Source organism: Thiohalocapsa marina (assembly GCF_008632335.1).
Classification (GTDB): Bacteria; Pseudomonadota; Gammaproteobacteria; order Chromatiales; family Chromatiaceae; genus Thiohalocapsa; species Thiohalocapsa marina.
In genome coordinates this window covers 23,627-46,277 of the sequence record NZ_VWXX01000034.1, presented here as the reverse complement: position 1 = coordinate 46,277, position 22,651 = coordinate 23,627, and the positions used below count along the sequence as shown (strand labels likewise).

The 22,651-nt window shown below is 67.7% G+C and carries 21 protein-coding genes; 6 read left to right on the top strand and 15 right to left on the bottom strand.

The features are described from left to right. Window positions 1-347: 347 nt before the first annotated feature. The 15 genes from F2Q65_RS16100 to F2Q65_RS16030 form a co-directional block, all read right to left on the bottom strand. Window positions 348-824, bottom strand: coding sequence for an Hsp20 family protein (locus F2Q65_RS16100; RefSeq protein ID WP_150094437.1), 477 nt, complete (start codon window positions 822-824; stop codon window positions 348-350). A gap of 115 nt (window positions 825-939) precedes the next feature. Next, complete coding sequence (locus F2Q65_RS16095; RefSeq protein WP_150094436.1) at window positions 940-1,980, bottom strand: DUF4340 domain-containing protein; 1,041 nt, start codon at window positions 1,978-1,980, stop codon at window positions 940-942. 3 nt (window positions 1,981-1,983) lie between these two features. Next, window positions 1,984-4,998, bottom strand: a complete 3,015-nt coding sequence (locus F2Q65_RS16090) for a Gldg family protein (protein WP_150094435.1) — start codon at window positions 4,996-4,998, stop codon at window positions 1,984-1,986. Continuing rightward, window positions 4,991-6,031 carry an ABC transporter ATP-binding protein gene (locus F2Q65_RS16085; protein ID WP_150094434.1) on the bottom strand — a complete coding sequence of 347 codons (1,041 nt, stop codon included), beginning with the start codon at window positions 6,029-6,031 and terminating at the stop codon, window positions 4,991-4,993. Before F2Q65_RS16085 ends, F2Q65_RS16090 begins: the two co-directional genes overlap by 8 nt. Window positions 6,032-6,475: 444 nt before the next feature. Next, window positions 6,476-6,766: a ribbon-helix-helix domain-containing protein gene (locus tag F2Q65_RS16080; protein ID WP_150094433.1), complete on the bottom strand. Its 291-nt coding sequence runs from the start codon at window positions 6,764-6,766 to the stop codon at window positions 6,476-6,478. 135 nt (window positions 6,767-6,901) lie between these two features. Beyond that, a complete protein-coding gene (locus tag F2Q65_RS16075; protein WP_150094432.1) occupies window positions 6,902-8,482 on the bottom strand; it encodes a long-chain-fatty-acid--CoA ligase in 1,581 nt (526 codons plus the stop codon). 139 nt (window positions 8,483-8,621) lie between these two features. Next, window positions 8,622-10,091, bottom strand: coding sequence for an oxygen-independent coproporphyrinogen III oxidase (gene hemN / locus F2Q65_RS16070; protein ID WP_150094431.1), 1,470 nt, complete (start codon window positions 10,089-10,091; stop codon window positions 8,622-8,624). Next, window positions 10,084-10,407: a general secretion pathway protein GspF gene (locus F2Q65_RS16065; protein ID WP_150094430.1), complete on the bottom strand. Its 324-nt coding sequence runs from the start codon at window positions 10,405-10,407 to the stop codon at window positions 10,084-10,086. Before F2Q65_RS16065 ends, hemN begins: the two co-directional genes overlap by 8 nt. Beyond that, the gene (prmB, locus tag F2Q65_RS16060; protein WP_150094429.1) at window positions 10,404-11,342 is read right to left on the bottom strand and encodes a 50S ribosomal protein L3 N(5)-glutamine methyltransferase; all 939 of its coding nucleotides are present in this window, start codon (window positions 11,340-11,342) and stop codon (window positions 10,404-10,406) included. Before prmB ends, F2Q65_RS16065 begins: the two co-directional genes overlap by 4 nt. A 188-nt stretch (window positions 11,343-11,530) precedes the next feature. Further along, entirely contained in the window at window positions 11,531-11,995 is a 465-nt protein-coding gene (locus F2Q65_RS16055; RefSeq protein ID WP_150094428.1) for an Rrf2 family transcriptional regulator, read from the bottom strand. A 119-nt stretch (window positions 11,996-12,114) separates the two neighbouring features. Then, window positions 12,115-12,645, bottom strand: a complete 531-nt coding sequence (locus tag F2Q65_RS16050) for a DUF1249 domain-containing protein (protein WP_150094427.1) — start codon at window positions 12,643-12,645, stop codon at window positions 12,115-12,117. A gap of 191 nt (window positions 12,646-12,836) precedes the next feature. After that, window positions 12,837-13,211, bottom strand: a complete 375-nt coding sequence (gene trxA / locus F2Q65_RS16045; protein WP_150094426.1) for a thioredoxin — start codon at window positions 13,209-13,211, stop codon at window positions 12,837-12,839. Between the two features lie 254 nt (window positions 13,212-13,465). Next, entirely contained in the window at window positions 13,466-15,361 is a 1,896-nt protein-coding gene (locus tag F2Q65_RS16040; RefSeq protein ID WP_150094425.1) for a RyR domain-containing protein, read from the bottom strand. 33 nt (window positions 15,362-15,394) lie between these two features. Beyond that, window positions 15,395-15,856, bottom strand: a complete 462-nt coding sequence (locus tag F2Q65_RS16035) for an OsmC family protein (protein WP_150094424.1) — start codon at window positions 15,854-15,856, stop codon at window positions 15,395-15,397. A gap of 72 nt (window positions 15,857-15,928) precedes the next feature. Further along, window positions 15,929-16,882 (bottom strand): acetyltransferase, encoded by a 954-nt coding sequence (locus tag F2Q65_RS16030; RefSeq protein ID WP_150094423.1) that lies wholly within the window; start codon window positions 16,880-16,882, stop codon window positions 15,929-15,931. Between the two features lie 193 nt (window positions 16,883-17,075). Between F2Q65_RS16030 and ndk the strand changes: the two genes are divergently transcribed. From ndk to F2Q65_RS16000, 6 genes are all read left to right on the top strand, one after another. Beyond that, on the top strand, window positions 17,076-17,504 hold the full coding sequence (gene ndk, locus F2Q65_RS16025; protein ID WP_150094422.1) for a nucleoside-diphosphate kinase: 429 nt from the start codon (window positions 17,076-17,078) through the stop codon (window positions 17,502-17,504). 26 nt (window positions 17,505-17,530) lie between these two features. Continuing rightward, the gene (rlmN, locus tag F2Q65_RS16020) at window positions 17,531-18,607 is read left to right on the top strand and encodes a dual-specificity RNA methyltransferase RlmN (RefSeq protein WP_150094421.1); all 1,077 of its coding nucleotides are present in this window, start codon (window positions 17,531-17,533) and stop codon (window positions 18,605-18,607) included. A gap of 4 nt (window positions 18,608-18,611) precedes the next feature. Continuing rightward, entirely contained in the window at window positions 18,612-19,403 is a 792-nt protein-coding gene (gene pilW / locus F2Q65_RS16015; RefSeq protein WP_150094420.1) for a type IV pilus biogenesis/stability protein PilW, read from the top strand. An 18-nt stretch (window positions 19,404-19,421) separates the two neighbouring features. Continuing rightward, a complete protein-coding gene (locus tag F2Q65_RS16010; protein WP_150094419.1) occupies window positions 19,422-20,600 on the top strand; it encodes a RodZ domain-containing protein in 1,179 nt (392 codons plus the stop codon). A gap of 15 nt (window positions 20,601-20,615) precedes the next feature. Further along, on the top strand, window positions 20,616-21,914 hold the full coding sequence (gene hisS, locus F2Q65_RS16005) for a histidine--tRNA ligase (RefSeq protein WP_150094418.1): 1,299 nt from the start codon (window positions 20,616-20,618) through the stop codon (window positions 21,912-21,914). Between the two features lie 84 nt (window positions 21,915-21,998). Then, the gene (locus tag F2Q65_RS16000; RefSeq protein WP_150094417.1) at window positions 21,999-22,634 is read left to right on the top strand and encodes a YfgM family protein; all 636 of its coding nucleotides are present in this window, start codon (window positions 21,999-22,001) and stop codon (window positions 22,632-22,634) included. The last annotated feature ends 17 nt before the right edge of the window (window positions 22,635-22,651 follow it).

Below are 22,651 nucleotides of genomic sequence, written 5' to 3'. Positions count from 1 at the left end.
CAACGAACGTGATCGGCTGTTCTTTGCTACGCTCTGTCATTGGTCTGCTCCGCTACCTCGGTTGACGATGCTTCAAGATCATCGCTCATTGTGCCCGCTCTGGGCGCGTTGGAGGAGCGGGGCGGACCATTCCATTACCCTACGTGCTATCGTCCTCCCCTTCCAGGCTTTGCCTGGCGCAACGGAACGATGATCAAGGCCAACTTGTATACCGTCCCGTTATTGGAGGGGTTGCGCAAAAAGGCCGGACTAGGTCCGGCCTTTGTTTGGGCATTTTCGCCCGTTCAGCGATAACCCCTGGCGCCAGCGCCATGCTCAGTGCTGACGCCGGGGTTTCTCCTAAAGCGTCAAGCGGCGGCCTTGGTCTGCGCCGCTGCCGGTTCGCTTTCGATCAGCTTGCCGCTGTCGCCGCGGATTTCGATGGTCCGAGGCTTCATGGCCTCCGGGATCTCGCGCCGCAGTTCGATGTGCAGCAGTCCGTTCTCGAGCCTGGCGTCCACCACCCGCACATAGTCTGCGAGCTGGAACTTGCGTTCGAAGCTACGGTTGGCAATGCCGCGGTACAGGTAATTGGTGTCCTTGGGCTCGTCTTCCGAACGCGCGCCGGAGACGGTGAGCACGTTCTCGCGCACCTCCAGCGTCAGGTCCTTCTGCGAGAAACCCGCCACCGCCATGGTGATGCGGTAGTCGTTGTCGCCGCAGACCTCGACGTTGTAGGGGGGATAGCCACCTGGTTCGGTGCGATAGGCCGTCTCCAAGGCGTTGGACAGACGGTCGAAGCCGATCATGGAACGGAACAGGGGTGAGAAGTCGATAGTCGTCATGGACATATCCTCCAGTTGAGCAACATGTACTGATGTGCGTTCTTTCGAACCGCAGTGTTTGCAGGCCTCTATCGAGCGCCTACGTTATGTAAAGTAGTACCAGAACCAGATTATGTCAAGTCGATGGCGGAAGATTTTTTTCCTCGCCATCCTGCGCCGGTTCCGCAAGACGCGCCAGCGACAGGTCCAGCAGGCCGCCCAGATCGAACGCCGCCAGACGGTAGACCGGTCCGGTCGTCCCGACCCGCAACGCGTAGTCCTCGCCGGCCTCGAGCTCGCCGATCCGGTAGCGGCGCCCGGACCCGTCCGCGAGCTCGATATCGAGGGTCAGCAGCGGGGTTTCAAGGCCGTGCGCGGGCTGCTCCTCCAGCCCCAGCACACCGCGATAGCTGAGGGCGGACAGCGTCGTCAGCAGGTCCCCGACGACCGCCTCCGCGGGCGGTTTCACCTGGTCCTGCAGTTGCCAGTTGCCGGCCTCGTCCCGACGCAGGGTCCAGTCCGGCCCGGCGACACGGGTGATCCGCTCGCGGTCCAGTCGCAACTGGTCGCGAGACACCCAGTCATCGGCCTCGGCGGAGAGGTCGAACAGCGCGAGACGCAGGTCGTAAATGGCGTCCTCGCCGTCCAGCCGGGCAAACAGCCGGCGAAAGCCCGGTGAGTCACCAACGATGAGGGTGCGGATGTCGCCGTCCTTGCCGCGCAAGGTCAGGCGGCGCTCGAAGTCGTCGTCGGCGACCCTGAAGCGCGTCCGCGCCGCGGCGCTGGTCGCCACGGGCAGCGGACGGCGCAGCGCGGCGAGGCTGTCCAGCAACTGATCAATACGCGTGCCGCTGGCCGGGAAGTCGCCGAGCTCCGGCAGCACCCAGCCCGCCTCGCCCCGCGTCAGGGTCACGGACGCATCCCCCTCGCCGGCATCGATCCGGATGGTCGCGATCTGCTCCGGCTCGAAGCTGAGCAGCGTGATGTCCGTCGCCGCCGGCGCCATGCTGGCGCCCCTGCTCAAGAACAGTGCGAGCACCAGCTGAAGCGCCAGCACAACAAGCAGGCCAAGCACCAAAGGCGCCCGCAGGACCTGCCGCCAGCTCGCGTCAAGCCGCAGGCTCGCACGGCGCAGTGCGCTTCCGGTCGTTGGATAGTCCGATATCGCTTGGCTCATGGATCAGTCGCCTCCCGCAAGGATCGCTGCATAGGTCTGCTCGCGGCGCCGACGCAGCCTGCGATGCAGCCAGTAGACAAGGCCAAGGCCGCCCAGGGCCAGGGCATAGTTCAGGTACTCCCAGAACATGCGGCCCTCACGCCCGAGCGGCTCCAGCATGCGGCCGAACTGCCCACGTCCGCGCAGGTGCAGCAGACCGCGGTCTTCCAGCGACCATTCCACGGCGTTCTGTATAAGCTCAAGGGACTTGAGATACTGCGTCTGGGTCGCCTCGCTCGCCAAGCTGATGGCGGTGTCGCTGAGAAAGGTGGACGAGCCGATCAGGATCAGCCGCGCCGAGGACGGCGAATGCTTGACCACGGCGGAGACCGCCGGGGGTTCGGTCGAGGTCGAGGACGCCCCTGCCCCGCCCTCATCGAGCTCGGCAAATTCGGCATCGCGCTGCTCGTCCTCAGCGGAAGCCACTTCAGCATCCGCCGCCGACGCCAATGACTCGGCATCGGCCTCCGGCTCTGGCTCTGGCAGCAGCGGCGAACGCTGACCGGCGTAGGCCGACTCGAAGCGGCCCTCGATGGCCACGGCGAGCAGCTTGCGGCCGGTATCCTCGCCGCGCGGGAAACCGAGCGCGCCGTGGGCCTCGAAGTCCGGCTGCATGTCCGTCGAGTCGCTGGCCCAGGCCGCCGCGGAACTCTGCACCAGCGGCGTCACCTGGCGCTCGGCGTTGCGCTCGGCGTCGACGACGATGGGCGAGGACCAGTTCATGGTCAGCTGCCCGAGATTGGCGGTGATGCCGCTGTCCGCGGACAGCCCGTCGCCGCGCACGTCGGGAAAATAGGGATAGTCCAGGGTCTGGATCTCTTCGACCACGAAGCCTGCCACGCTCCGCTGCACCGGGATCGGGAAGGGGGTGTTCTGCGGATCCAGCACCAGGCTCGGCGCCAGCGTGACGCCCATGGTCGCGAGCCAGTCCTCCAGGCCCGTGGGCTGCTGGCGGGCGCTGATCTCGCGGCCGCCGAGGTCGACATGCAGGCCTGCAGCGGCCATGACCACAGTGCCGCCCTGCATCAGGAACTGGTCGATGGCAAACTGCTGTTTCGGCTCCAGGTCCTCAGGCGCGACCACCAGCAACAGATCGGCATCTTCCGGCACCTGACCCGAGCGCAGGTCGGTCTCGCGCAGCGCGAAGCCCTGCTGCAGGCTGTCCTTGAGCAGCGTGTAGCCGGGACCACCGCCTGCCCCGCCGCCTGCCCCTCCGAGGGCACCGCCCATGAAGTCCATCGGTGCCGGTTCCGACGTGTACAGGGCCAGCGTACGCATGACACCGGGCGCAAAGCGGCGGATCCCGGCCTCCAGTGCACGTTGCAGCCCGGCGCGGTCCAGCGACTCGGGCAGCGGCACGGGCACGGCCTGCTCACCCTGCTCCAGGACCATGTAGAAGTAGAAGGGCAGCGGGTCCAGCAGACCGAGGACGAGGGGCTGGAAGCCGAACTGCTCGGCGATGCGCTCGGCCAGCTCGGCGTCCTGGGCCGGGTCCTGGATCTCCCAGCTGAAGCGGCCGTCAGACTGGGACTCGAGCGCCGTCAGTAGAGACTCCAGGTCGGTCCGCAAGGCCGGCAAGGGCTCGGGCAGGACGCCCGCCTCGGAGATGAAGCCACGCAGCCGCACGGGCTCTTTGATGCCGCCGAAGACATCACCGCCGCCCTGATACCCGTAGAGCACCTTCTTGATGCTGCGGGTCAGGTCGTATTCCGGATTGCGCAGGCGCACGTCCAGGTCGGTCTCGCCCTGCACCTTGACCTCGATGAGCTCCTGGAAGCCCAGGGTCTCGAACTGATCGCCATACTGGATCAGGATGTCGAAATAGGAGTTGACCACCGACGACTGATACTTGGTCGCGGTCTGGAAGGCCACCGGGCGGATGCCATAGCGCTCGCCGGCCTCGCGCTCGAGCTCGGGCGAGCGCTGCGGGTCGACCAGCTCCACCTGCACCCGACCACCGCCGGCCACCTGATATTCCTGCAGCAGATCGCGCAATTGCGGCACCAGCGGTGCCAGCAGCGGGTGGGTCTCGGCGCTGAAATAGCCGCGGATCAGCAGCGGCTCCTGCAGCTGGTCGAGATAATTGCGGGTGGCGTCGGAGATGGTGTAGAGCGCGCCCTGAGTCAGATCCGCGCGCAGGGTGCCGATCTGCTGCAGCCAGAGGTTGCCGGCCACCAGGTTCAGGGCCGCCAGGGCGGTGATCAGGGTCCAGCGACGGTGCCCGACCTTTCGCGCGTCGTCGGCGCCGCCCTTGTCAGTCGCCCAGCGCAGACGCTCCAGGCTGTAGATGGTCAGCGCCAGGAAGACGCCGACCAGGCTCAGGTAGTAGTAGAGGTCGCGCAGGTCGATGACGCCGCGGGTGATGGACTCGAAGCGCGCGCCGCTGCCGAGCAGCCGCAGCAGCTCGCCACCGCCGTGCCCGACCAGGCCGGTCAGGGCCGCGGAGCCGATCAGATAAAAGATGGCGCAGACCAGGGTGGTGCCGATCAGCGCGACGATGGGATTGTCGGTGCGCGCCGAGACGAACAGACCGATGGCGATATAGGCCGCGGCCAGCAACAGCGTGGCCAGATAGGCACCGAGCACGGGGCCCCAGTCCAGCGGACCCAGGATGGCGACCGTGATCGGCAGCGGCAGCGTCAGGGCCAGCGCCACGGCCACCAGCGCCAGCGCGGCGAGGAACTTGCCGAGCACCAGCCGCCAGGTCGGCACCGGCAGGGTCGCGAGCACCTCCAGCGTGCCGGCCCGGCGCTCCTCGCTCCAGAGGCGCATGGTCAGCGCTGCGGCCAGAAAGATCAGCAGCACCGGCATCCAGTCGAACAGCGGCCGGGTATCGGCGACGTTGCGGGCGAAGAAGGCCTCGACCCAGAAGAAGACGAACAGGCAGGCGGCCAGGAAGGCGCCGATGAACAGATAGGCCACCGGGGAGCCGAAGAAGCACGACAGCTCCTTGCGGGTGATGCGAAGGATGTCAGACATGGGCGGCGGCCTCCCTTGCAGAGACCCCGGGAGCAGTCCCTGAAGCGGTCTTCGCGACGGTGCCGGCAGACATCAGTTTGCCGGAGACGTCACCGGCCGCCGTGCCGGACACGGCCCCAAAGAGCGCCTCCAGGTCCTGCCGCTCCAGCTCCAGGCCGTACAGGGCCCAGCCCTGTGCCGCCACCGCCTCGGCCACCCGCGGCGCCGCCGCCAGCGGATTGACGGCGCTGATGGCATAGGTACGGCACTGATCCTGATCCCGCACCGGTACCGGCAATTGCTCGACGTCGGTCTGCGCGCCCAGACCCAGGCCGTCGAACAGGGAGCGAACCTCCGCAAGGTCGCGATCCAGCGTCACCAGCAGGCGCGGGCGGGTGCCGATGTCGTCGAGGCGGCTGTCCAGCGCCAGGCGCCCGCCGCGCATGATCAGCACCCGCCCGCAGATGGCCTCCACCTCCTGCAGGATATGGGTGGAGATGATCACCGTCGCCTGCTCCGCCAGTTCGCGGATCAGGCCGCGCATGTGCTGGATCTGCGAGGGATCGAGACCGTTGGTGGGCTCGTCGAGGATGAGGATGTCCGGCTCGTGCAGGATGGCCAGGGCCACGCCGAGCCGTTGGCGATAGCCGCGCGACAGGGTCGCCACCGGCGCCATGGCCTTGGCGCCGAGTTCGGTACGCTCGATGGCTCGGCGCATGGCCGCCCCGCGCCGGGCGACCGGGATGCCATGCAGGGCGGCCTGGTAGTCCAGATGGTCCACCACGCTCATATCCGGATACAGCGGGCAGTTCTCGGGCAGGTAGCCGATCCTGCGCTGCACCTCACGGCGATGGGCCGCGATGTCCTGTCCGCCGATGCGGATGCTGCCGCTGCTCGGCTCCAGAAACCCCGTAAGCATCTTCATGATGGTGGTCTTGCCGGCGCCATTGTGGCCCAGCAAGCCGACGATCTCGCGGCGGCCGATGTCGAACGAGACGTCGTCCACCGCCCTCAGCTCGCCGTAACATCGGCAGAGCGCCCGAACTTCGATCATCTGCGTAATCCCTTTGGCGCCAGTTGCAGGTTGCAGCCAGTTGAACGTTGAAGCCATCGGCGTGAGCACCCGACAGGCGGCAGGGCTCACGCCGTCATGCCAATCGACGGCCGAATTTCACTGCAACCGCCGCGGCCGGCGCAAGCGCCCGAAGATGACAGTTTGGTAAGGGGGAGCGCCCGGCTCACGACGGGCACCTTTCTTGGGACACCGCGATAGGGAGATGCTGATTTATCGGGCACGACTCGTTCCCATGCGCCGCGTGGGAGCCAGCAGCAACCGAACGAGCGCGGTGCCCCAGAGGAGGTTGTCGATGCTTATCCTTCGAGCATCAGCAAACGAAGGTCACGGGCGCCATGCACCACGCGCACAATCTCGATGCCTGCGGTCCTGCTCTGCCCGCGCCGTCCGCTTGATTGTTGCCATCTGCCTCAGGATCCGGCGTCAGGCATCGTGCTGGCAAGATTCCTGTACCCCGACCAGACGGCGTCTCGCCTCGGCCTTGATCGCCGCCAGATTCCCGAGACGTCCCGGCCCGCTCTTCAGACCTTCCTCCCAGAGACGCCGCAACTCCTCGACCGCTTTTTTCTTGAGCATGCGCCTGTGTGTCCAATCGCGCAGCGCTTCACGCACAACCTCGCTGCTTGAGGCATATTCACCACTCTCGACAGCCTCACGCACGACGGCCAGCGCTTCCGGCGTCAGCGCAACACTCAGCTTCTCGACGTTGGGCATGGCGATCATCTCCCTGGGCACGAGCAGTAATCTTTATCACCTTAGGCGCGAGAAGGTTTAACCGCAAGCGCGACGTCCGGCGCAAGGCCCATACGATGAAAGCCTACCTCGTTGCCATGACGTGCAGCCGTGGGATCAGCGAACGCCGCGTTCCACCTCGCCCGAGCGGCGCAGCTCGCGCTTGAGGATCTTGCCGGCAGCGTTCTTGGGCAGGGCCGCGACGATCTCGATGCGGCGCGGGATCTCGTGGCTGCCGAGATGCTGGCGGCACCAGGCCTTGAGCGCGGCGGCAGCGGCGCCCGAACCGGAACCGGAACCGGAACCGGAATCCGGGGCGCTGGTGACATAGGCGATGGGGATCTCGCCATGGATGGGATGGGGCTCGCCGACGACGGCGGCCTCGACGACACTTGGATGCCGGATCAGCACCTCTTCGATGACCCTTGGATAGACATTCATGCCGTTGCTGATGATCAGGTCCTTGATCCGGTCCACCAGATAGAAATAGCCGTCGGCATCGCGCCAGCCGAGGTCGCCGGTGCGGAACCAGTCGCCAAAGAAGCTCTGGGCGGTGGCCTCGGGCAGGCCCCAATAGCCCTGCATCACCGAGGGACCGCGCACGCAGACCTCGCCGTGCTCACCGTCGGCGAGCCAGTTGCCCTGCTCGTCGGCGATGTGCATCTCCACGCCTCGGATCGGCGGCCCGATGGAGCCCGGCTTGCGCGGACCTGCGGGCGGATTGACCGCCGTCACCGGCCCGCATTCGGTGGGACCGTCGCCCTCCAGCACCGGCACGCGGAAGCGTTGCTCGAAGGCCTGCATCAGCGCCACCGGCATGGCCGCCCCGCCGGAGATGCACAGCCGCACGCTCGCCCAGCGGGCCAGTTGCTCATCGCCGAGACGCAGCAACACCGCATAGAGGCTCGGCACGCCGAGAAAGACCGTGGCCCGGTGCCGGCCGATGGCCTCGGTGATGACCTGCGGATCGAAGCGCGGCACAGGCACCAGGGCGGCACCGCAGAGCAGCGGCGTGAGGATGCCGACGGTGCCGGCAAAGGCATGGAACATCGGCAGGACCACAAGGATTCGGTCCGAGTCGGGTCTCAGCTCCAGCGTGTCGGCCACCGCCCGGGCGTTGCTGGCCAGATTGGCGTGGGTGAGCACCGCACCCTTGGGCCGACCGGTGGTGCCGGAGGTATAGAGGATCACGGCGGGGGCGGTAGCCGCATTGATGGCCGTCGCTGGTGGCGGCTCTGCATCCGGGGCCGGGGCCATTCGATGCAGATGACAATCGACCAGATCGGAATCGTCGTCGAAGCCGATGCCGATTCGCAGCAGGGGCAGGTCCGCCTCCTCCAGCGCCGCGCCGGCCTTGTCCGCCAGCGCCGCATGGAAGCAGAGTCCGCGCACCCCGGCATCGCCGAGCATGAAGGTGATCTCGCGCGGATTGAGCAGCAGATTGACGGGCACGACCACGGCGCCGGCCTTGAGGATGCCGAGATAGGCGACGACGAACTCGGCGCCATTGGGGCAGTACAGGGCGACGCGATCGCCCGGGTTGATGCCGCGCTCGGCGAGCCCGGCGGCAACGCCATCGGAGGCGCGATCAAGCCGCGCATAGGTCCAGTGATCGCCATCCACGAGAATGGCCGGCGCCTCGGGCCGCCCGGCCGCGACACGCCGGAACAGCGATGGCAGATCGGCGATCGATTGCATCCGGTTGCCCCCTGTTCCTGACTGCGTGGAGTGGAATGACAGCAACGCGAGGGTTCCCACGCGGCGCGTGGGCACCAGGGAACCTGCGCGAAGCCTCTCTTCTTGCCTCCGCGCCCTTCGCGCCTCTGCGGTAAGAAGATCAGATGACCTTGGAGAAGCCGACCTTGCCTTGCTTGGCCTCCATGTAGGCGTCGAAGGCCATGCAGATGTTGCGGATCAGCAGGCGCCCCTTGGGCAGCACGCGGATGCCACCGGCGTCGATCTCCAGCAGGCCATCCTTCACCATGCCGTCGAGCTTGGACAGGCTGGTGGCGAAGTAGTCGCCGAAGCGGATGTCCCAGCGCCGCTCGACGTCGCCGAAGTCGAGGCGGAAATGGCAGATCAGCCGGGTGATGACATCGCGGCGGATCAGGTCGTCGCGGTTGAGCTCGATACCGCGAAACACCGGCAGCCGGCCGGCGTCGATGTCGGCGTAGTATTCGTCGAGCTCGCGGCGATTCTGGCCATAGGTGTTGCCCACCATGCCGATGGAGGTGACGCCGATGCCGATCAGGTCGCAGTCGGCATGGGTGGAGTAGCCCTGGAAGTTGCGGTACAGGGTGCCGTCGCGCTGGGCCAGGGCCAGCTCGTCGTCCGGGCGGGCGAAGTGGTCCATGCCGATGTACAGCCAGCCGGCGCTGGTGAGACGCTCGATGGTGGACTGCAGGATCTCCAGCTTCACCTCGGGCGGCGGCAGATCCGGTTCGGCGATGCGCCGCTGGGGCATGAAACGCGACGGCAGGTGCGCGTAGTTGAACACCGACAGCCGATCCGGGCCCACCTCGATGATGCGCTCCAGGGTCTGCATGAAGCTGTCGGCTGTCTGATGCGGCAGGCCGTAGATGAGATCGATGCTGATGGAGCGGAAGCCCTGTTCGCGCGCCGCCTGCAGCACGGCCATGGTCTCCTCTTCGCTCTGGATGCGGTTGACCGCCTTCTGCACCTTGGGGTCGAAGTCCTGAACGCCCAGGCTCATGCGGTTGAAGCCGATCTCGCGCAGCAGCGCGATGGTGTCGGCATTGGCCTCGCGCGGGTCGATTTCGATGGAGAACTCGCCGCGGTCGTCGTCGGCCAGCTTGAAGTGCTTGCGCGTCTGCGCCATGAGCTCGCGCATCTGCGCATGGCTGATGAACGTCGGCGTGCCGCCACCCCAGTGCAGTTGCTCCACCACCCGGTCGTTGTCGAACAGGGCCGACTGCAGTTCGAGTTCCTTGTAGACGCGCTCCAGGTACGGCTGCGCGCGGGTACGGTCCTTGGTGGCGATCTTGTTGCAGGCGCAGTAGAAACACACCGTGTCGCAGAACGGGATATGGAAGTACAGCGACAGTGGCCCGCCGCCGGCATTGCTGGCGCGGCAGACCTCGGCATAGCGGTCGGCATCGAAGGCCGGATCGAACTCCACCGCGGTGGGGTACGAGGTGTACCGCGGGCCGCTCTGGTCGTAGCGCTGGATCAGCGCCAGGTCGAAGACGGTGCGCTGGTCCTGAGTGGAGCCTGTCGCTGCGGAACCTGTTTCTGCTGCGTTGGTTGGTGCAGCAGCGGCGGCTGCGGATTGGGGGTGATCAAGCATCGTCCTGGTCCACCTCGAGACCGCGGCGATGGGTCTCGTTGATCTGTTTCAAGAGGGTGTGGAAGGGGATATCGTCGGCGAAGCGCTCGACGATGTCCATGAACGGCAAGTCCTCGCGGCCGAAGGCGTAGGCGCCGTCCTGCATCGAACGGTACAGCGTCTGGATACCATCCTGCAGCGGATCGAGAAAGGCCGGAAAGCGCGACAGGTCCTCCAGCTCGAACTCCAGGCACTCACGCAGGTCCTGCACTTCGAACACCGCCTGCCTGACCCAGTCGACGTACTCGTCGACGCTTCTTGCGCGTCTGAGACTCATAGTCCGGCCACTGCCTCGGCAAACCGGGGATGGAACTCCAGCAGCTGGTCGCGCCGGAGCAGGAACACGCCTTCACCGCCGTGTTCGAACTCGATCCAGGTGAAGGGTACATCGGGAAACTCGCGCATCAGCACCGCTTCGGTATTGCCGACCTCCACCAGCAGGATGCCGTCGTCGGTCAGGTAGTCCGGGGCGTCGCGCAGGATGCGCAGCACCAGGTCGAGCCCGCGCTCGCCGGCGGCAAAGGCCAGGCTGGGCTCATGCCGGTATTCCTCCGGCAGCGTGTCCATCTCGGCTGAACCCACGTAGGGCGGGTTGGAGACGATGACGTCGTAGGCAGTCTCGCCCATGGACTCGCCGATGGCCGCGAACAGGTCCGACTCGATCAGCCGCACCCGCTCTTCAAGTGCGTTCAGGGCGCGGTTGCGGGCGGCCATGCGCAGGGCCGCGGGCGAGATGTCTGCCAGGTCCACGTCCGCGTCCGGCAGATGCGCCGCCACCGCCAGCCCGATGCAGCCGCTGCCGGTGCAGAGGTCGAGCACGCGGCTGATGGCCTCGGGCTCCATCCAGGGGGCGAAGCCTTGGCGAATCAGTTCCGCCAGCGGCGAGCGCGGGATCATCACATTGTCGTCCACCTCGATCTCGAGGCCGGCGAACCAGCTGCGCCCGGTGAGGTAGGCCGCCGGGCGTCGCTCGCTCAGGCGCCGCTGCAACAATGCGAGAACCTGGTCGCGCTCGGTGTCGGTAATCCGACAGGCGCCGTAGTCCGCCAGGCGCTCGACGGGCAGATGCAGCACATGGCCCACCAGCCAGGCCGCCTCGTCGAAGGCGTTGTCCGTGCCATGGCCGAAGTGCAGCCGGGCCTCGTTGAAGCGACTGGCGCCCCAGCGGATCAGATCTTGGATGGTGGTGAGTGCGTCGGTGTCGGCAGGCATGAGCATTGACCGTGCGAGCGGCGAACGCCGAAGGATACCACCATTGGCGCTGCCGCTTGCGTCACCTGCGAGCCGATTGACCTCGGTCACCCTTTGCCGGATGGCCCGGCCCGGAAACTGACCCGGCGAAAGCGGCCCCGCCGAACCGGCGCGTGCCGACAGACCCGCCGCCGGCTGCAGATGCCGCGTCAGGCCGCCTTCTGCTTGGCTGGATCCAGCAGACGGTTGGTGTCGGGGTGCTTGCGCTCGCGGCGCCCCCGCTCCACCAGTTCCGCCAGCGAGATGCGGCTGAGAAAGGTGAAGATCTCGTCACTGAGCTGGTCCCACAGCGAGTGCGTCAGACAGCGCTGGCCGTCGCGACAGTTCTCGCGGCCGCCACAGCGGGTGAATTCCACCCACTCATCGACGGCGCAGATGATGTCGGCGATGGAGATCTCCGCCGCCGGCTTGCCCAGATAGTAGCCGCCGCCCGGGCCGCGGACACCGCGCACCAGTTGCTTGCTGCGCAGGGCGGCGAAGAGTTGTTCGAGATAGGACAGCGAAATGCCCTGGTTTTGCGAGATGTCAGCGAGGGTGACCGGTCCCTGCCCGGAGTGCAGGGCGAGATCCAGCATTGCCGTGACGGCATATCTGCCTTTGGTGGAAAGTCTCATGGTGGTTCGCCTTGACGTTGTTGGCCATTTCCCACCCCACAAGTTGGTTTTTGATTGCGAATAGTCAAGCAAAAGGGTCGAGAATTTTCACCCCGGCAAGGCAGACCGGGCGACGCCGGTCAGGAGACCTGCGCGGGCTGGCGACGGCGTCGGGGCGGCTGCACCCGCGCGGAGGCCGGAAACCTGTGGCCCCGGTGCAGGCAGTAGGCCAGCCACTTGGACAGGAACAGGTTGACCTTCCACTTGGCCTGCAGCGCCGGGGGCTGGTAGTGGTTGAGCAGCGGCAGCACGGTCTGCCGCAGATCCAGCACCTCCACCTGGCCAGCGTCGTGGTAGGCCTTCAGCACGGCGTCCGGCTCGGTCGGTCGGGCGCACGCGCGGAGGCCGGCGTCGGACATGGAGCCGGGCACCGTCGGGAACAGATGGGTGAGGCGGAACAGGGTGGTGTAGCGGGCCTGCTCGCGCACCTCGAGCAGCAGGTCGATGCCCTCGCCTTCGTGGGACAGGTGGCGGCCGTGCAGTTGTGCCAGGCCTGGTGCCAGGGCATCCAGCGCCTGGTAGTTTTCCTCGCACACCTGCATCAGCCCGCCCACGGTCGGGTGCCGACCTGTCAAGTCGATCGTGGCAAGAAGCGGGGGGGCTGACTGCATGGCTGGCTGGATGGGCAGGAGGGATAGGACGCGCACTGAGCGCCTGCTGTTTCGAGATGAACGAAACGATGAATGTCGCGGGCTGGATCTTTCTGTGGATGATAGGAACAGAAAGATCCCAATCCTGCATTGGGAACGCGCCCGCCCTTTGCCGATGAGGCCCGGATCAGGCCAGACCGGAGCAAACCAGATCAGGCCTGCTGTTCGCTGCGCTGTTGCGCGATGTCTGCCCGCACCTTGTCCATATCCAGCTCGCCGGCCTTGCTCAGCAGGTCGCGGAAGGACCCCTCGGGCAGCGCGCCCGCCTGGGAGAAGATGATGACCTGATCACGGAAGATCATCAGCGTCGGGATGGAACGGATCTGGAAGTGGGCCGCGATCTGCTGCTCTTCCTCGGTGTTGACCTTGGCGAAGACGATGTCGTCGTGGTCTGCGGAGACCTTGTCGTAGACCGGCGCGAATGAGCGGCAGGGACCGCACCACGGGGCCCAGAAGTCCACCACGACGAAGCTGTTGTCGGTGATGGTGGATTCGAAGTTTTCGCTGGTGAGTTCGATGACGGCCATGTGCTTAATCCTGTGGTCGGCTGCAAGTTGTCGGGCAGTCTAACAGATCCGTGCAGAGGCGTCCGGGGCCGGCCGCTTCCCCGGCAGGCGCCAACAACGCCTTTGCCACAGCGTGATTGACCGCCAAGACGCAGAGAACGCGAAGAAAACCCAGAGTTTTTTCGCGTGGTTACTGCGTGTTCTCTGCTTGCTCTCTGCGTTCTCCGCACCCTGCGGCGTGACGCCGGAATTGTGGCCGTTTCCGGCTACGGACGTCAGTACTCGAAGTTCCAGCTCAGGCCCCGCTTCGGGTCCACCCGCACGCGTTTGCCCTGCCCCTTGCCCGCCGCCGCTGTCGCCGCCCAGGTACAGTCGATCTGCACCTGCGACCGGGTGTCGAGCCATCGCTGCAGTTCCTGCCCGCCGGCCAGCAGTACCCGGCGCTCGGCGCGCTCGATCAGCGACAGCACTGCGCGTTGCGCCGCCGCATCCGGCTGGGCGGCCAGCAACGCCGGCAGTGGCCATGGGCAGAGCAGGATCAGCCCGGCGTCATGGGCGTCCAGGGCCCGTTGCGCCAGCAGCCGAGACGGCGCATCCGCCAGCGTCGAGGCAATGACCAGGCCGCGATCGGGGTAGCGGGCGCGCAACCGCCGCAGCACGCGCTCGAACAACGGCCGCAACCGGGTATCCGCCGGAGCCGGGTCCGGGGCCGAAGCGGCCTCTGGCGCGGAAACAGGCGCAGGTCCGGGTGCCGGCGCCAGCGACATCGGCGCCATGCCGACGATGAGCATGCGCACCAGCCCCAGCCCGGAACGCGCCAGCAACGTCGGCACCAGGCGCACGGCGAAGCGGTCCAGGTCCTTCATCGGCGCCGACAGCTCGGCATAGGGGATGAGTTGCGGATGGTGCTTGCGCCGGTTGTCGCGCTCGGGCGCATACTGCCAGCCGTCCAGATAGCGGTCCGCGGCCCAGCGTGCGTGCTCGATCATCGCCAGCCGCTCCACCTCCGACGGCGCGAAGGCGAACGACTCCACCAGTTCCTCCGGCACGGCACGGCAGTCGGTCACCGCCAGCTTGGCCCAGAGGTGATCCGCCTGCTGCCGATTGGCGTCGCGGTAGGACTCCGCCAGCGTCTCCCAGGGTCGGGCAGAGGGCTCTCCGGCCGGATCGCGCCCCTGGGCCAGCGTGGTGTCGCGATAGTGCGCGTGCACCACCCGCGCCAGACGGTCGTCGCGCGCGTCGAGCAGGGTCGCCGCCTCCAGCGCCAGGCGCCGATAGGAGAACGGGATGATCTGCCCGTCCCAATCCGACAGCCTGCCGGCCAGTTCGGCGTCGCCGACCTCCAGCAGGACGGGCGGCGACACGCCGTGGGCCGATGCGATGGTCGCCACCAGTCGTTCGGCGACCTGCAGCCCGCGCGCCGGCGGCTCCACCAGCACGAAGACGCCGGTCACCGGCACCGCAGCGGGCAGGTCGGGCGGATTCGGCCGGTCCGGCAGATCGGGCAACCAGGGTGGACTGGTCGGACCGGGCGGATCCAGCGGACCGAATCGCAGTCGGCTGAAGGCCGGCGCCTGCGGCAGCCGCGCCTCGACGTCGGCCCGCCAGGCCGCAGGTCGGTCGTCGAGCAGGGTCAGCGTCGGCGGCCGATCGCCGTAGTGCCCCAATCGCAGCGCCTGCTCCAGCAGGGCCTCTGCCAGCGGCGTGCGCCCGGCCAGCAGCAGATGCACCGGCTGATCGAACAAGGGGTCGCAGGCATAGTGCAACGGCCAGCGCCGCAGCAGCACGCGTGCGGCCAGCCGTTGCAGCCGGAGGATTTCCACCGGCAGGCCGGCGGCCCGCACCGCATCGGCCAGCGGCTCGCGGCCGTCCTCCAGCACCAGCACCCGCGGCCGCCGGCGCGCGCCTTGCAGTGCGTCGGCGATGCGCGCCAGTTCGCGCTGGATGTCCGTTACACCGGCCAGCAACAGGATGTCGACGCGCCGCAACGCGCTCCCCGCCGGGTCCACCGCCTGCATCCGACGCACCCGCCGACCGTCCCGCCGCAGACTGTCCGCGACCGCGTCGGCCAGGGCACCCTGCCCGCAGAGCAGCAAAAGCGGAGATGGACGCAGACGCCTGCCCAGGACCTCCAGCCAGGCCGCTGCGGGCGCGTTATCGTCTACGGCCATCCGTTGTCGGTCACGGCCTTGGCGGATCGGGGGTCAGTCCGCCGCGTACAGCACCTTGCCGTCCTCATCCACCACGCTGACGGCGATGGGGATGCCGTCGCGGATGCTGGCGGAGACGACGCAGAAGTCCTCGAACAGCGCCTTGCAGCGGTCGAACCGCTTCGATTCCGTCAGGGCCGGTCCGGCGATGAGCCTGACCTCCATGCCGCCGATGCGCAGCCGCTTCTTCTCGTTGCGCACCAGGATGCAGGTGGCCTCGGTGCGCAGGCTGTTGTCCGGCGGCTCCTCCTTGCCCAGGCAGTACAGCAGGCTGGCGGAGAGGCAGTTGGCCGCCGCGGCCGCCAGCAGGCGCGAGGCATTGGGTCCGGACTGCTCGCCCAGCGGCGGCGGCTCGTCCATCAGCAGATCCGCCGCCCGGCGCCAGTCGAATTTGACATTGATCTGATAGCCTTCGAGCTGCTCCAGCTCGATGGTGAAACGACCTTCTTCGGACATGTGTTGCTCTCCTCCTCGCGTGGTTCTGTGTTCACCGGACAGATGCTGGTGACCCGATGCGGCCCGGGCGGTTCAAAAGGCCTCCTGAAAGGCATCGATGAAGCGCTCCAGGTCCGTCTCCGGCAGCTGGTTTATCCCGGCTGCGGCCTTGCGTCCACCGCCGGTGGCGAATTGCCTGCACAGGGCGTCGGCACCGTCCGGTGCGGCAAGCGGGGCACGCACGCTGATCACGAAACCGCCTTCCGGCAGCCGCGTCAGCAGCGCATGCGCCCGCCCGGGGGCCGCCTGCGCCAGCGCATTGGCATGCACGCCGCTGACCCGGCGGGCCCAGGGCTCGGCCGGCAACACCAGCACCGCGTGCCGATCGGTCTGCAGCAGCGGCGGCACACGACGGGCCTGCTCCATGTCCTCCGCATAGCCCCGACGCAGCAGGTCGAAGCACGGGTCCTCGCGGACGAACGCGAGCGGGTCCGCATAAGGCGCCAGCCGCCGGAACAGCGCATCCGGTGGCACATGCAGGTCCGCCACGGTAGCGCCGTAACCGTTGTAGTTGAGCAGGATACCGAGCTCCCGCAGCAGGTCCAGGTCCTCCGCGGACAGCCCCAGGGGCTCGGCGGCGCGCCGGGCCGCGGCGTCGAAGTTGTCGCCGAAGGTGCCGACCACCGCCCAGGCCCGCCGGGCGCCGTGCAGATAGTCGTCCACCAGCAGGCAGGTGCCCTTGTCCGGCAAGGTCTCCACATGCACCTCGAACGCGGGGTGCTCGGGGATGTCACCCGGAAAATGATGATCGAACCAGCGCACCCGGACACCGGCGTCCAGCAGCCGCAGCAGCGCGGGGCGATTCTTGTCCAGCGAGATGTCCAGCACCGTGACCTCGTCGCCGGATCGAGCCGCGACGCGCTCCAGCAGTGCGATGTCGCGCTTGACCCCGGTGATCAGCACCGACTCGCCGGGCTGCTCCAGACGCAACTGCTGCAGCGCGCAGAGACCATCCGCATCGCCGTTGAAGACATCGAACCGGGCCATGTTCCCCCTCCCCTGCCACCTTGACGCACGCTGAACGCCGAAGCCTAACAGATAGACGCCAACACCCGCGAACGGGTATGATGTCGGGTTCGGTATCCAGCAGACTCGGATAGACCGACGGTCTGAGCAGATGCCCAGTCTGCAGATACCCCGACTTTTCACCCATCTCAACCATCATATGTCAGGAGTCACCATGGCTGTCGAGACGACCCTCTCCATCATCAAGCCCAATGCCGTCGCCAAGAATGTCGTCGGCAAGATCTGCGACCGCTTCGAACAGGCGGGGCTGCAGATCGTCGCCGCGCGCATGCTGCACCTGAGCCGTGAGCAGGCCACCGCATTCTACGCCGAGCATCAGGGCAAGGGCTTCTTCGAGGAACTGGTGGGCTTCATGACCTCCGGCCCGGCCATGGTCATGGTGCTGAAGGGCGAGGATGCCATTGCCCGCAACCGCGAGATCATGGGCGCCACCAATCCCGCCGAGGCGGCCCCGGGGACGCTGCGGGCGGATTTCGCCGACTCCTTCACCGAGAACGCCGTGCACGGCTCCGACGCCCCGGCCACCGCGGAGCGAGAGATCGGCTTCTTCTTCCCCGAGGGCATCTGCGAGCGGACCCGCTGAGGGTCAGCGCCACCCGAGGCCACGCCATGACCGCTGCTTCCGTCATCGACCTGCTGGACCTGGACCGCGCAGACACAGAGGCGCTGCTCGCGGGCTGGGGGCTGAAGCCGTTTCATGGCCGCAACCTGTTCAAGTGGATCCACAAGCATGGCGTCGATGACTTCGACGCCATGACCGATCTGTCACGGGCCCTGCGCGAGCGACTCGCGCAGGAGACCCGCATCGGCATCCCGCGCATGGTCGCAGAGCAGCCCTCCGCCGATGGCACCGTCAAGTGGGTGCTGGAACTGGCCGACGGCCAGCGGGTGGAGACGGTCCACATCCCCGAAGACAAGCGTCGCACGCTGTGCGTGTCGTCGCAGGTCGGCTGCGCGCTGGACTGCCGTTTCTGCGCCACCGCCCGGCAGGGCTTCAACCGCAACCTCACCACTGCCGAGATCATCGGCCAGGTCTGGTTCGCCAGCCGCCGGCTCGGGCGCATGCCCACCAATGTCGTGATGATGGGCATGGGCGAGCCGCTGGCCAACTTCGATGCCGTGGTCAAGGCCATGGGCATGATGCAGGACGACTTCGGCTACATGCTGGCGAAACAGCGCGTCACGCTGTCGACCTCCGGCGTGGTGCCGAACATCCATCGCCTGGCCCAGGTCAGCGACGTGTCCCTGGCGGTCTCCCTGCACGCGCCGGACAACGCATTGCGTGACCAGCTGGTGCCGATCAACAGGAAATACCCGCTGGAAGAACTCATTCCCGCCTGCCGTGCCTATCTGCGCGGCGACCGGCGCCGCCGCATCACCTGGGAGTACGTGATGCTCGACGGCGTCAACGACAGCGACCGCCACGCCAAGTCGCTGATCCGGTTGCTGGAGGGTACGCCGTCCAAGGTGAACCTGATTCCGTTCAACCCGTTTCCGGGCAGCGGCTTCGGCACCAGCCCGCCGGAGCGGGTCGAGGCATTCCGGCTGCGGCTGTTGCGCTCGGGCCTGGTCACCACCACCCGCAAGACCCGCGGCGACGAGATCGCCGCCGCCTGCGGCCAGCTGGTAGGCAGGGTCCAGGACCGCAGCCGTCGCACCCTGCCGGTGAGCCTGCAGCAGCACTGACGCTATGGCTGCAAGGAGCATGCGCCCGCCCCGTGCATCGACCGGCCCGTCTGCCCGCGCATCGCTCGCCGTCGCCCTGCTGTGCGCCCTACTGGCCGGCTGCGCAAACACCCCGCAGCAGCAGGAGATGGCAGAGCTGGCGCCCAAGGAGAGCCCGGCCGACCTGTACGTGAACATGGCGGCGGCCTACTATCAGAGTGGCAAGCTGGACATTGCGCTGGAGCGCGGACTGCGTGCCCTGCGCGAGGACCGCAAGAACCCGAAGGCGCATTACGTGCTGGGCATCGTCTATCAGGCGCTGGGCAAGACCACCGAGGCGGCGCAGTCCCTGGCCGAGGCGGTGCGGCTGGATCCGGACAATCCGGATTTCCACAATGCCCGCGGCTCGCTGCTGTGCCTGCAGCAGCGCTACGGCGAGGCGCTGGCGGAGTTTCAGCAGGCGTTGCAGAATCCGCTGTACAAGACGCCGGAGGTGGCCCTGGTCAATGCCGCCGACTGCACCCGACGCGCCGGCGATGCCACCGCGTCGGAACGCTACCTGCGCGAGGCCCTGAGCCGCAACGCCCAGTACGCGCCGGCGCTGATGGCCATGGCCCGGCTCAACTACCAGCGCGGCGCCTACCTCGACGCCCGGGGCTACCTGGCGCGGTATTCACGCTCCGGTCCAGCAACGCCCGAGGCGCTGCTGCTGGCGTACCGGATCGAGACCGCCCTGGGCAACCGCAACGACGCCAAGGCGCTGGCACGGCAGCTGCGCCAGCGCTTTCCGGATTCGCCCCAGATCATGCAACTGTAACCGGCACGACCCGCAGACATGTCTTCGCCCAACCCGCCCAGCGACATCGCCAGCACCCTCAGCGACGAGCCGTCAGCGCCCGCGCCGAACGCATCGGAGGGGCCCGGCGCGACCCTGGCCCGCGCCCGCGCCGCCCGGCGGCTGAGCGTGGTGCGCATCGCCACCGAGCTGCGACTCACGCCCGAGGTGGTGGAAGCCCTGGAGCACGACGACTACGCGCGCCTGCCCAGCCCGGTATTCGTCGCCGGCTACCTGCGCAGTTACGCTCGCCTGCTGGATCTGGACCCACAGCCCATCGTCACCCGCTTCCATCAGCGGCATCCGGACGCCGAGCCGCCGTTGCCGCGGGTGGTGGCCGAGGTCAAGGGCCAGATGAAGCCCCGCAGCGGCACGCCCTGGCTACTGGCGTTGCTGCTGGCCCTGGTCGCCGGCGGCGGTTATATCTGGTGGAGCGGCTACCAGCGCTCGGGGCCGCCGGAGGCGTTCTGGGCGGATGCCCCGGCGACAGGTCCAGCCGGCACCGCCGACGAGGATGCCGCTGCAGCCCGCCCCGTGCCGTCCCCCCCGGCGCTGAGCACGGAACCGGGGCATGCATCGTCCACGGACACCAGCCAGGAACCACCGAAGTCGCCGGCAACGCGCGCCACCGTCGACGCGACCGGGATCGGAGCGAATGGTGACGGTGCCGGCAGCCCAAGCCTGGGATCACGCACGAGCGAGATCGAAACCGGCGGCAGAACCGGTTCCGTGACAGGGACTGACACATCTGGCACCACGACCGCCGGCCCATTCCCAAGCGTCACGGCAACCGGCTCCGATACGAATCGCGACAGCGGAGATCCGGCGGAGCAAGTCCCCGGCGAAAGCGCCGGCCGCGGGGCAGGCACGGCGGCGTCCGCCGCCGTCATCGACGACGGCCAACGGGTCGAGATCGCCTTCAGCGGCCCCTGCTGGGTCGACATCCGCGACGCCTCCGGCGAGGTCCAGCTGTTCGGCGAGATGGCCGATGGCGACCGTGAGATCCTGGGCGGCGAGCCACCCTACTCGCTGGTGATCGGCAACGCCGTCGCCACCGAGATCCGTGTCGGCGGGCAGCCCTTCGACGTCAATGCCGTGGCCCGAGGCAATGTCGCCCGCTTCGAACTCGACCCGCAGCAGCTGCCGCTGCCGGCCGCTAACGCGCCGACCACCGACTAAGGCCCCATCGACGTCATGGCAAAGAAGATTCAGGCCATCCGCGGCATGCACGACGTGCTGCCGCAGCAGAGCCCCCGCTGGCAGTTTCTGGAGGACCGCGCCCGCGCCGTGCTTGAGCGTTACGGCTACGCCGAGATGCGCACGCCGCTGGTGGAGGTGACGGAACTGTTCAAACGCTCCATCGGCGAGGTCACAGACATCGTCGAAAAGGAGATGTACAGCTTCGAGGATCGCGGCGGCGACAATCTGGCCCTGCGACCCGAGGGCACCGCCAGTTGCGTGCGGGCGGCCATCGAGCACGCGCTGCTGGACCACCCCCAGCGCATCTGGTACCGCGGGCCCATGTTCCGCCGCGAGCGCCCGCAGCGCGGTCGCTATCGCCAGTTCCACCAGATTGGTGTCGAGGTGTTCGGCCTCGACGGCCCCGACGTGGACCTGGAGGTGATCCTGCTGACCCGCCGGCTGTGGCAGGCATTGGGACTCGACAACCTGCGCCTGGAGCTGAACAGCCTCGGCGATGCCGACGAGCGGGCACGCTACCGCGAGGCCCTGGTGGCCTACCTGCTGGCGCATCAGGACGCCCTCGACAGCGACAGCGCCAAACGGCTGCACAGCAACCCGTTGCGGGTGCTGGACTCAAAGCATCCGGACATGCAGGCCGTGATCGCCGCCGCGCCGAGCCTGCTGGACTTTCTCGGCGAGACCAGTCGCCGCCACTTCGACACCCTGTGCGCCGGGCTCGACGCCGCCGGCGTGGCGTTTCAGGTCAACCCGCGGCTGGTGCGCGGGCTGGACTACTACAACCGCACCGTGTTCGAGTGGATCACTGAAGACCTGGGCGCCCAGGGCACGGTCTGCGCCGGTGGACGTTACGACGGCCTGGTGGCCCAGCTCGGTGGCCGACCGACCCCGGCGGTTGGCTTCGCCCTTGGCGTGGAGCGGCTGATCGAGCTGCTGGATGCCGACTGCGTCACGCCAGGCCCGGACGCCTATCTGGTGGCGGTGGGCGAACAGGCGCAGAACCAGGCCCTGCTACTCGCCGAGCGCCTGCGCGACAGCATGCCAGGCCTGCGTCTGCTGTGCCATTGCGGCGGCGGCAGCTTCAAGAGTCAGTTCAAGAAGGCCGACCGCAGCGGCGCCCGGGTTGCGCTGGTGCTGGGCGAGGACGAGCTGCAGCAGGGCACCATCGGCGTCAAGCCACTGCGCCACGACGGACCACAACAGCAGGTCGCCATCGCCGATCTGCCGGCCCTGCTGGCGCGGCCGGATACCGAACCGACGCCGGCGGCGCAACACGCATCCACCGATCAGTGACCAGCGATTTTCGGCTACCCGATCACTGACCATCGATTACTGATCATCGATTACCGATTACAGGGCAAGACGGAGAGTGCACCCATGGCAGAGCTGCTGACGGACGAAGAAAAGGTCGAAGCCATCAAGAAGTGGTGGAAGGCGAACGGCGTGTCGGTGGTGGCGGGCGTCGTCATCGGCCTGGGCGCGGTGTTCGGCTGGCGCGGCTGGGTCAGCTACCAGACAGGCGTGGCGCAGCAGGCGTCCATCGCCTTCGAGCAGTTGCTGGCCACCGCCGCCACCGGTCAAGTGGAGGCCACCGAGCTCCAGGCCGGCAGCATCGTCGACGACTTCGGCGGCACCCCCTATGCCATGTTCGCCGACCTGGCCCTGGCCCGGACGCGGGCTGACGCCGGCGATCTGCCGGGCGCTGCGCTGGCGCTGGAGGCCGCCATCGGGCGCGCACCGGAGCCCGCCCTGGCCCGGCTGGCGGCGCTGCGCCTGGCGCGGGTGCTGATCGCCGACGACCAGCTGGAGCGCGCCGCGGACGTCATCGACCAGCACGACGACGACGCCGCCTTCGCGGCGGACTTCGCCGCCCTGCGCGGCGACATCGCCCTGCGACAGGGACGTGCGGATGCGGCCCGCACCGCCTACCGTGCCGCCATCGACGGCGGTGCCGGCAACAGCCGGCTGATCGAGTTGAAGCTCGAGAACCTGCCGGCCACCGATGCATCCTGAGGGCCGGCGCATGAAGG

What these genes read in the sequence shown, in the direction of transcription:
- F2Q65_RS16100 (WP_150094437.1), bottom strand. Translation starts at nt 824, where the DNA reads ATGACGACTATCGACTTCTCACCCCTGTTCCGTTCCATGATCGGCTTC.
- F2Q65_RS16095 (WP_150094436.1), bottom strand. Translation starts at nt 1,980, where the DNA reads ATGAGCCAAGCGATATCGGACTATCCAACGACCGGAAGCGCACTGCGC.
- F2Q65_RS16090 (WP_150094435.1), bottom strand. Translation starts at nt 4,998, where the DNA reads ATGTCTGACATCCTTCGCATCACCCGCAAGGAGCTGTCGTGCTTCTTC.
- F2Q65_RS16085 (WP_150094434.1), bottom strand. Translation starts at nt 6,031, where the DNA reads ATGATCGAAGTTCGGGCGCTCTGCCGATGTTACGGCGAGCTGAGGGCG.
- F2Q65_RS16080 (WP_150094433.1), bottom strand. Translation starts at nt 6,766, where the DNA reads ATGCCCAACGTCGAGAAGCTGAGTGTTGCGCTGACGCCGGAAGCGCTG.
- F2Q65_RS16075 (WP_150094432.1), bottom strand. Translation starts at nt 8,482, where the DNA reads ATGCAATCGATCGCCGATCTGCCATCGCTGTTCCGGCGTGTCGCGGCC.
- hemN (WP_150094431.1), bottom strand. Translation starts at nt 10,091, where the DNA reads ATGCTTGATCACCCCCAATCCGCAGCCGCCGCTGCTGCACCAACCAAC.
- F2Q65_RS16065 (WP_150094430.1), bottom strand. Translation starts at nt 10,407, where the DNA reads ATGAGTCTCAGACGCGCAAGAAGCGTCGACGAGTACGTCGACTGGGTC.
- prmB (WP_150094429.1), bottom strand. Translation starts at nt 11,342, where the DNA reads ATGCCTGCCGACACCGACGCACTCACCACCATCCAAGATCTGATCCGC.
- F2Q65_RS16055 (WP_150094428.1), bottom strand. Translation starts at nt 11,995, where the DNA reads ATGAGACTTTCCACCAAAGGCAGATATGCCGTCACGGCAATGCTGGAT.
- F2Q65_RS16050 (WP_150094427.1), bottom strand. Translation starts at nt 12,645, where the DNA reads ATGCAGTCAGCCCCCCCGCTTCTTGCCACGATCGACTTGACAGGTCGG.
- trxA (WP_150094426.1), bottom strand. Translation starts at nt 13,211, where the DNA reads ATGGCCGTCATCGAACTCACCAGCGAAAACTTCGAATCCACCATCACC.
- F2Q65_RS16040 (WP_150094425.1), bottom strand. Translation starts at nt 15,361, where the DNA reads ATGGCCGTAGACGATAACGCGCCCGCAGCGGCCTGGCTGGAGGTCCTG.
- F2Q65_RS16035 (WP_150094424.1), bottom strand. Translation starts at nt 15,856, where the DNA reads ATGTCCGAAGAAGGTCGTTTCACCATCGAGCTGGAGCAGCTCGAAGGC.
- F2Q65_RS16030 (WP_150094423.1), bottom strand. Translation starts at nt 16,882, where the DNA reads ATGGCCCGGTTCGATGTCTTCAACGGCGATGCGGATGGTCTCTGCGCG.
- ndk (WP_150094422.1), top strand. Translation starts at nt 17,076, where the DNA reads ATGGCTGTCGAGACGACCCTCTCCATCATCAAGCCCAATGCCGTCGCC.
- rlmN (WP_150094421.1), top strand. Translation starts at nt 17,531, where the DNA reads ATGACCGCTGCTTCCGTCATCGACCTGCTGGACCTGGACCGCGCAGAC.
- pilW (WP_150094420.1), top strand. Translation starts at nt 18,612, where the DNA reads ATGGCTGCAAGGAGCATGCGCCCGCCCCGTGCATCGACCGGCCCGTCT.
- F2Q65_RS16010 (WP_150094419.1), top strand. Translation starts at nt 19,422, where the DNA reads ATGTCTTCGCCCAACCCGCCCAGCGACATCGCCAGCACCCTCAGCGAC.
- hisS (WP_150094418.1), top strand. Translation starts at nt 20,616, where the DNA reads ATGGCAAAGAAGATTCAGGCCATCCGCGGCATGCACGACGTGCTGCCG.
- F2Q65_RS16000 (WP_150094417.1), top strand. Translation starts at nt 21,999, where the DNA reads ATGGCAGAGCTGCTGACGGACGAAGAAAAGGTCGAAGCCATCAAGAAG.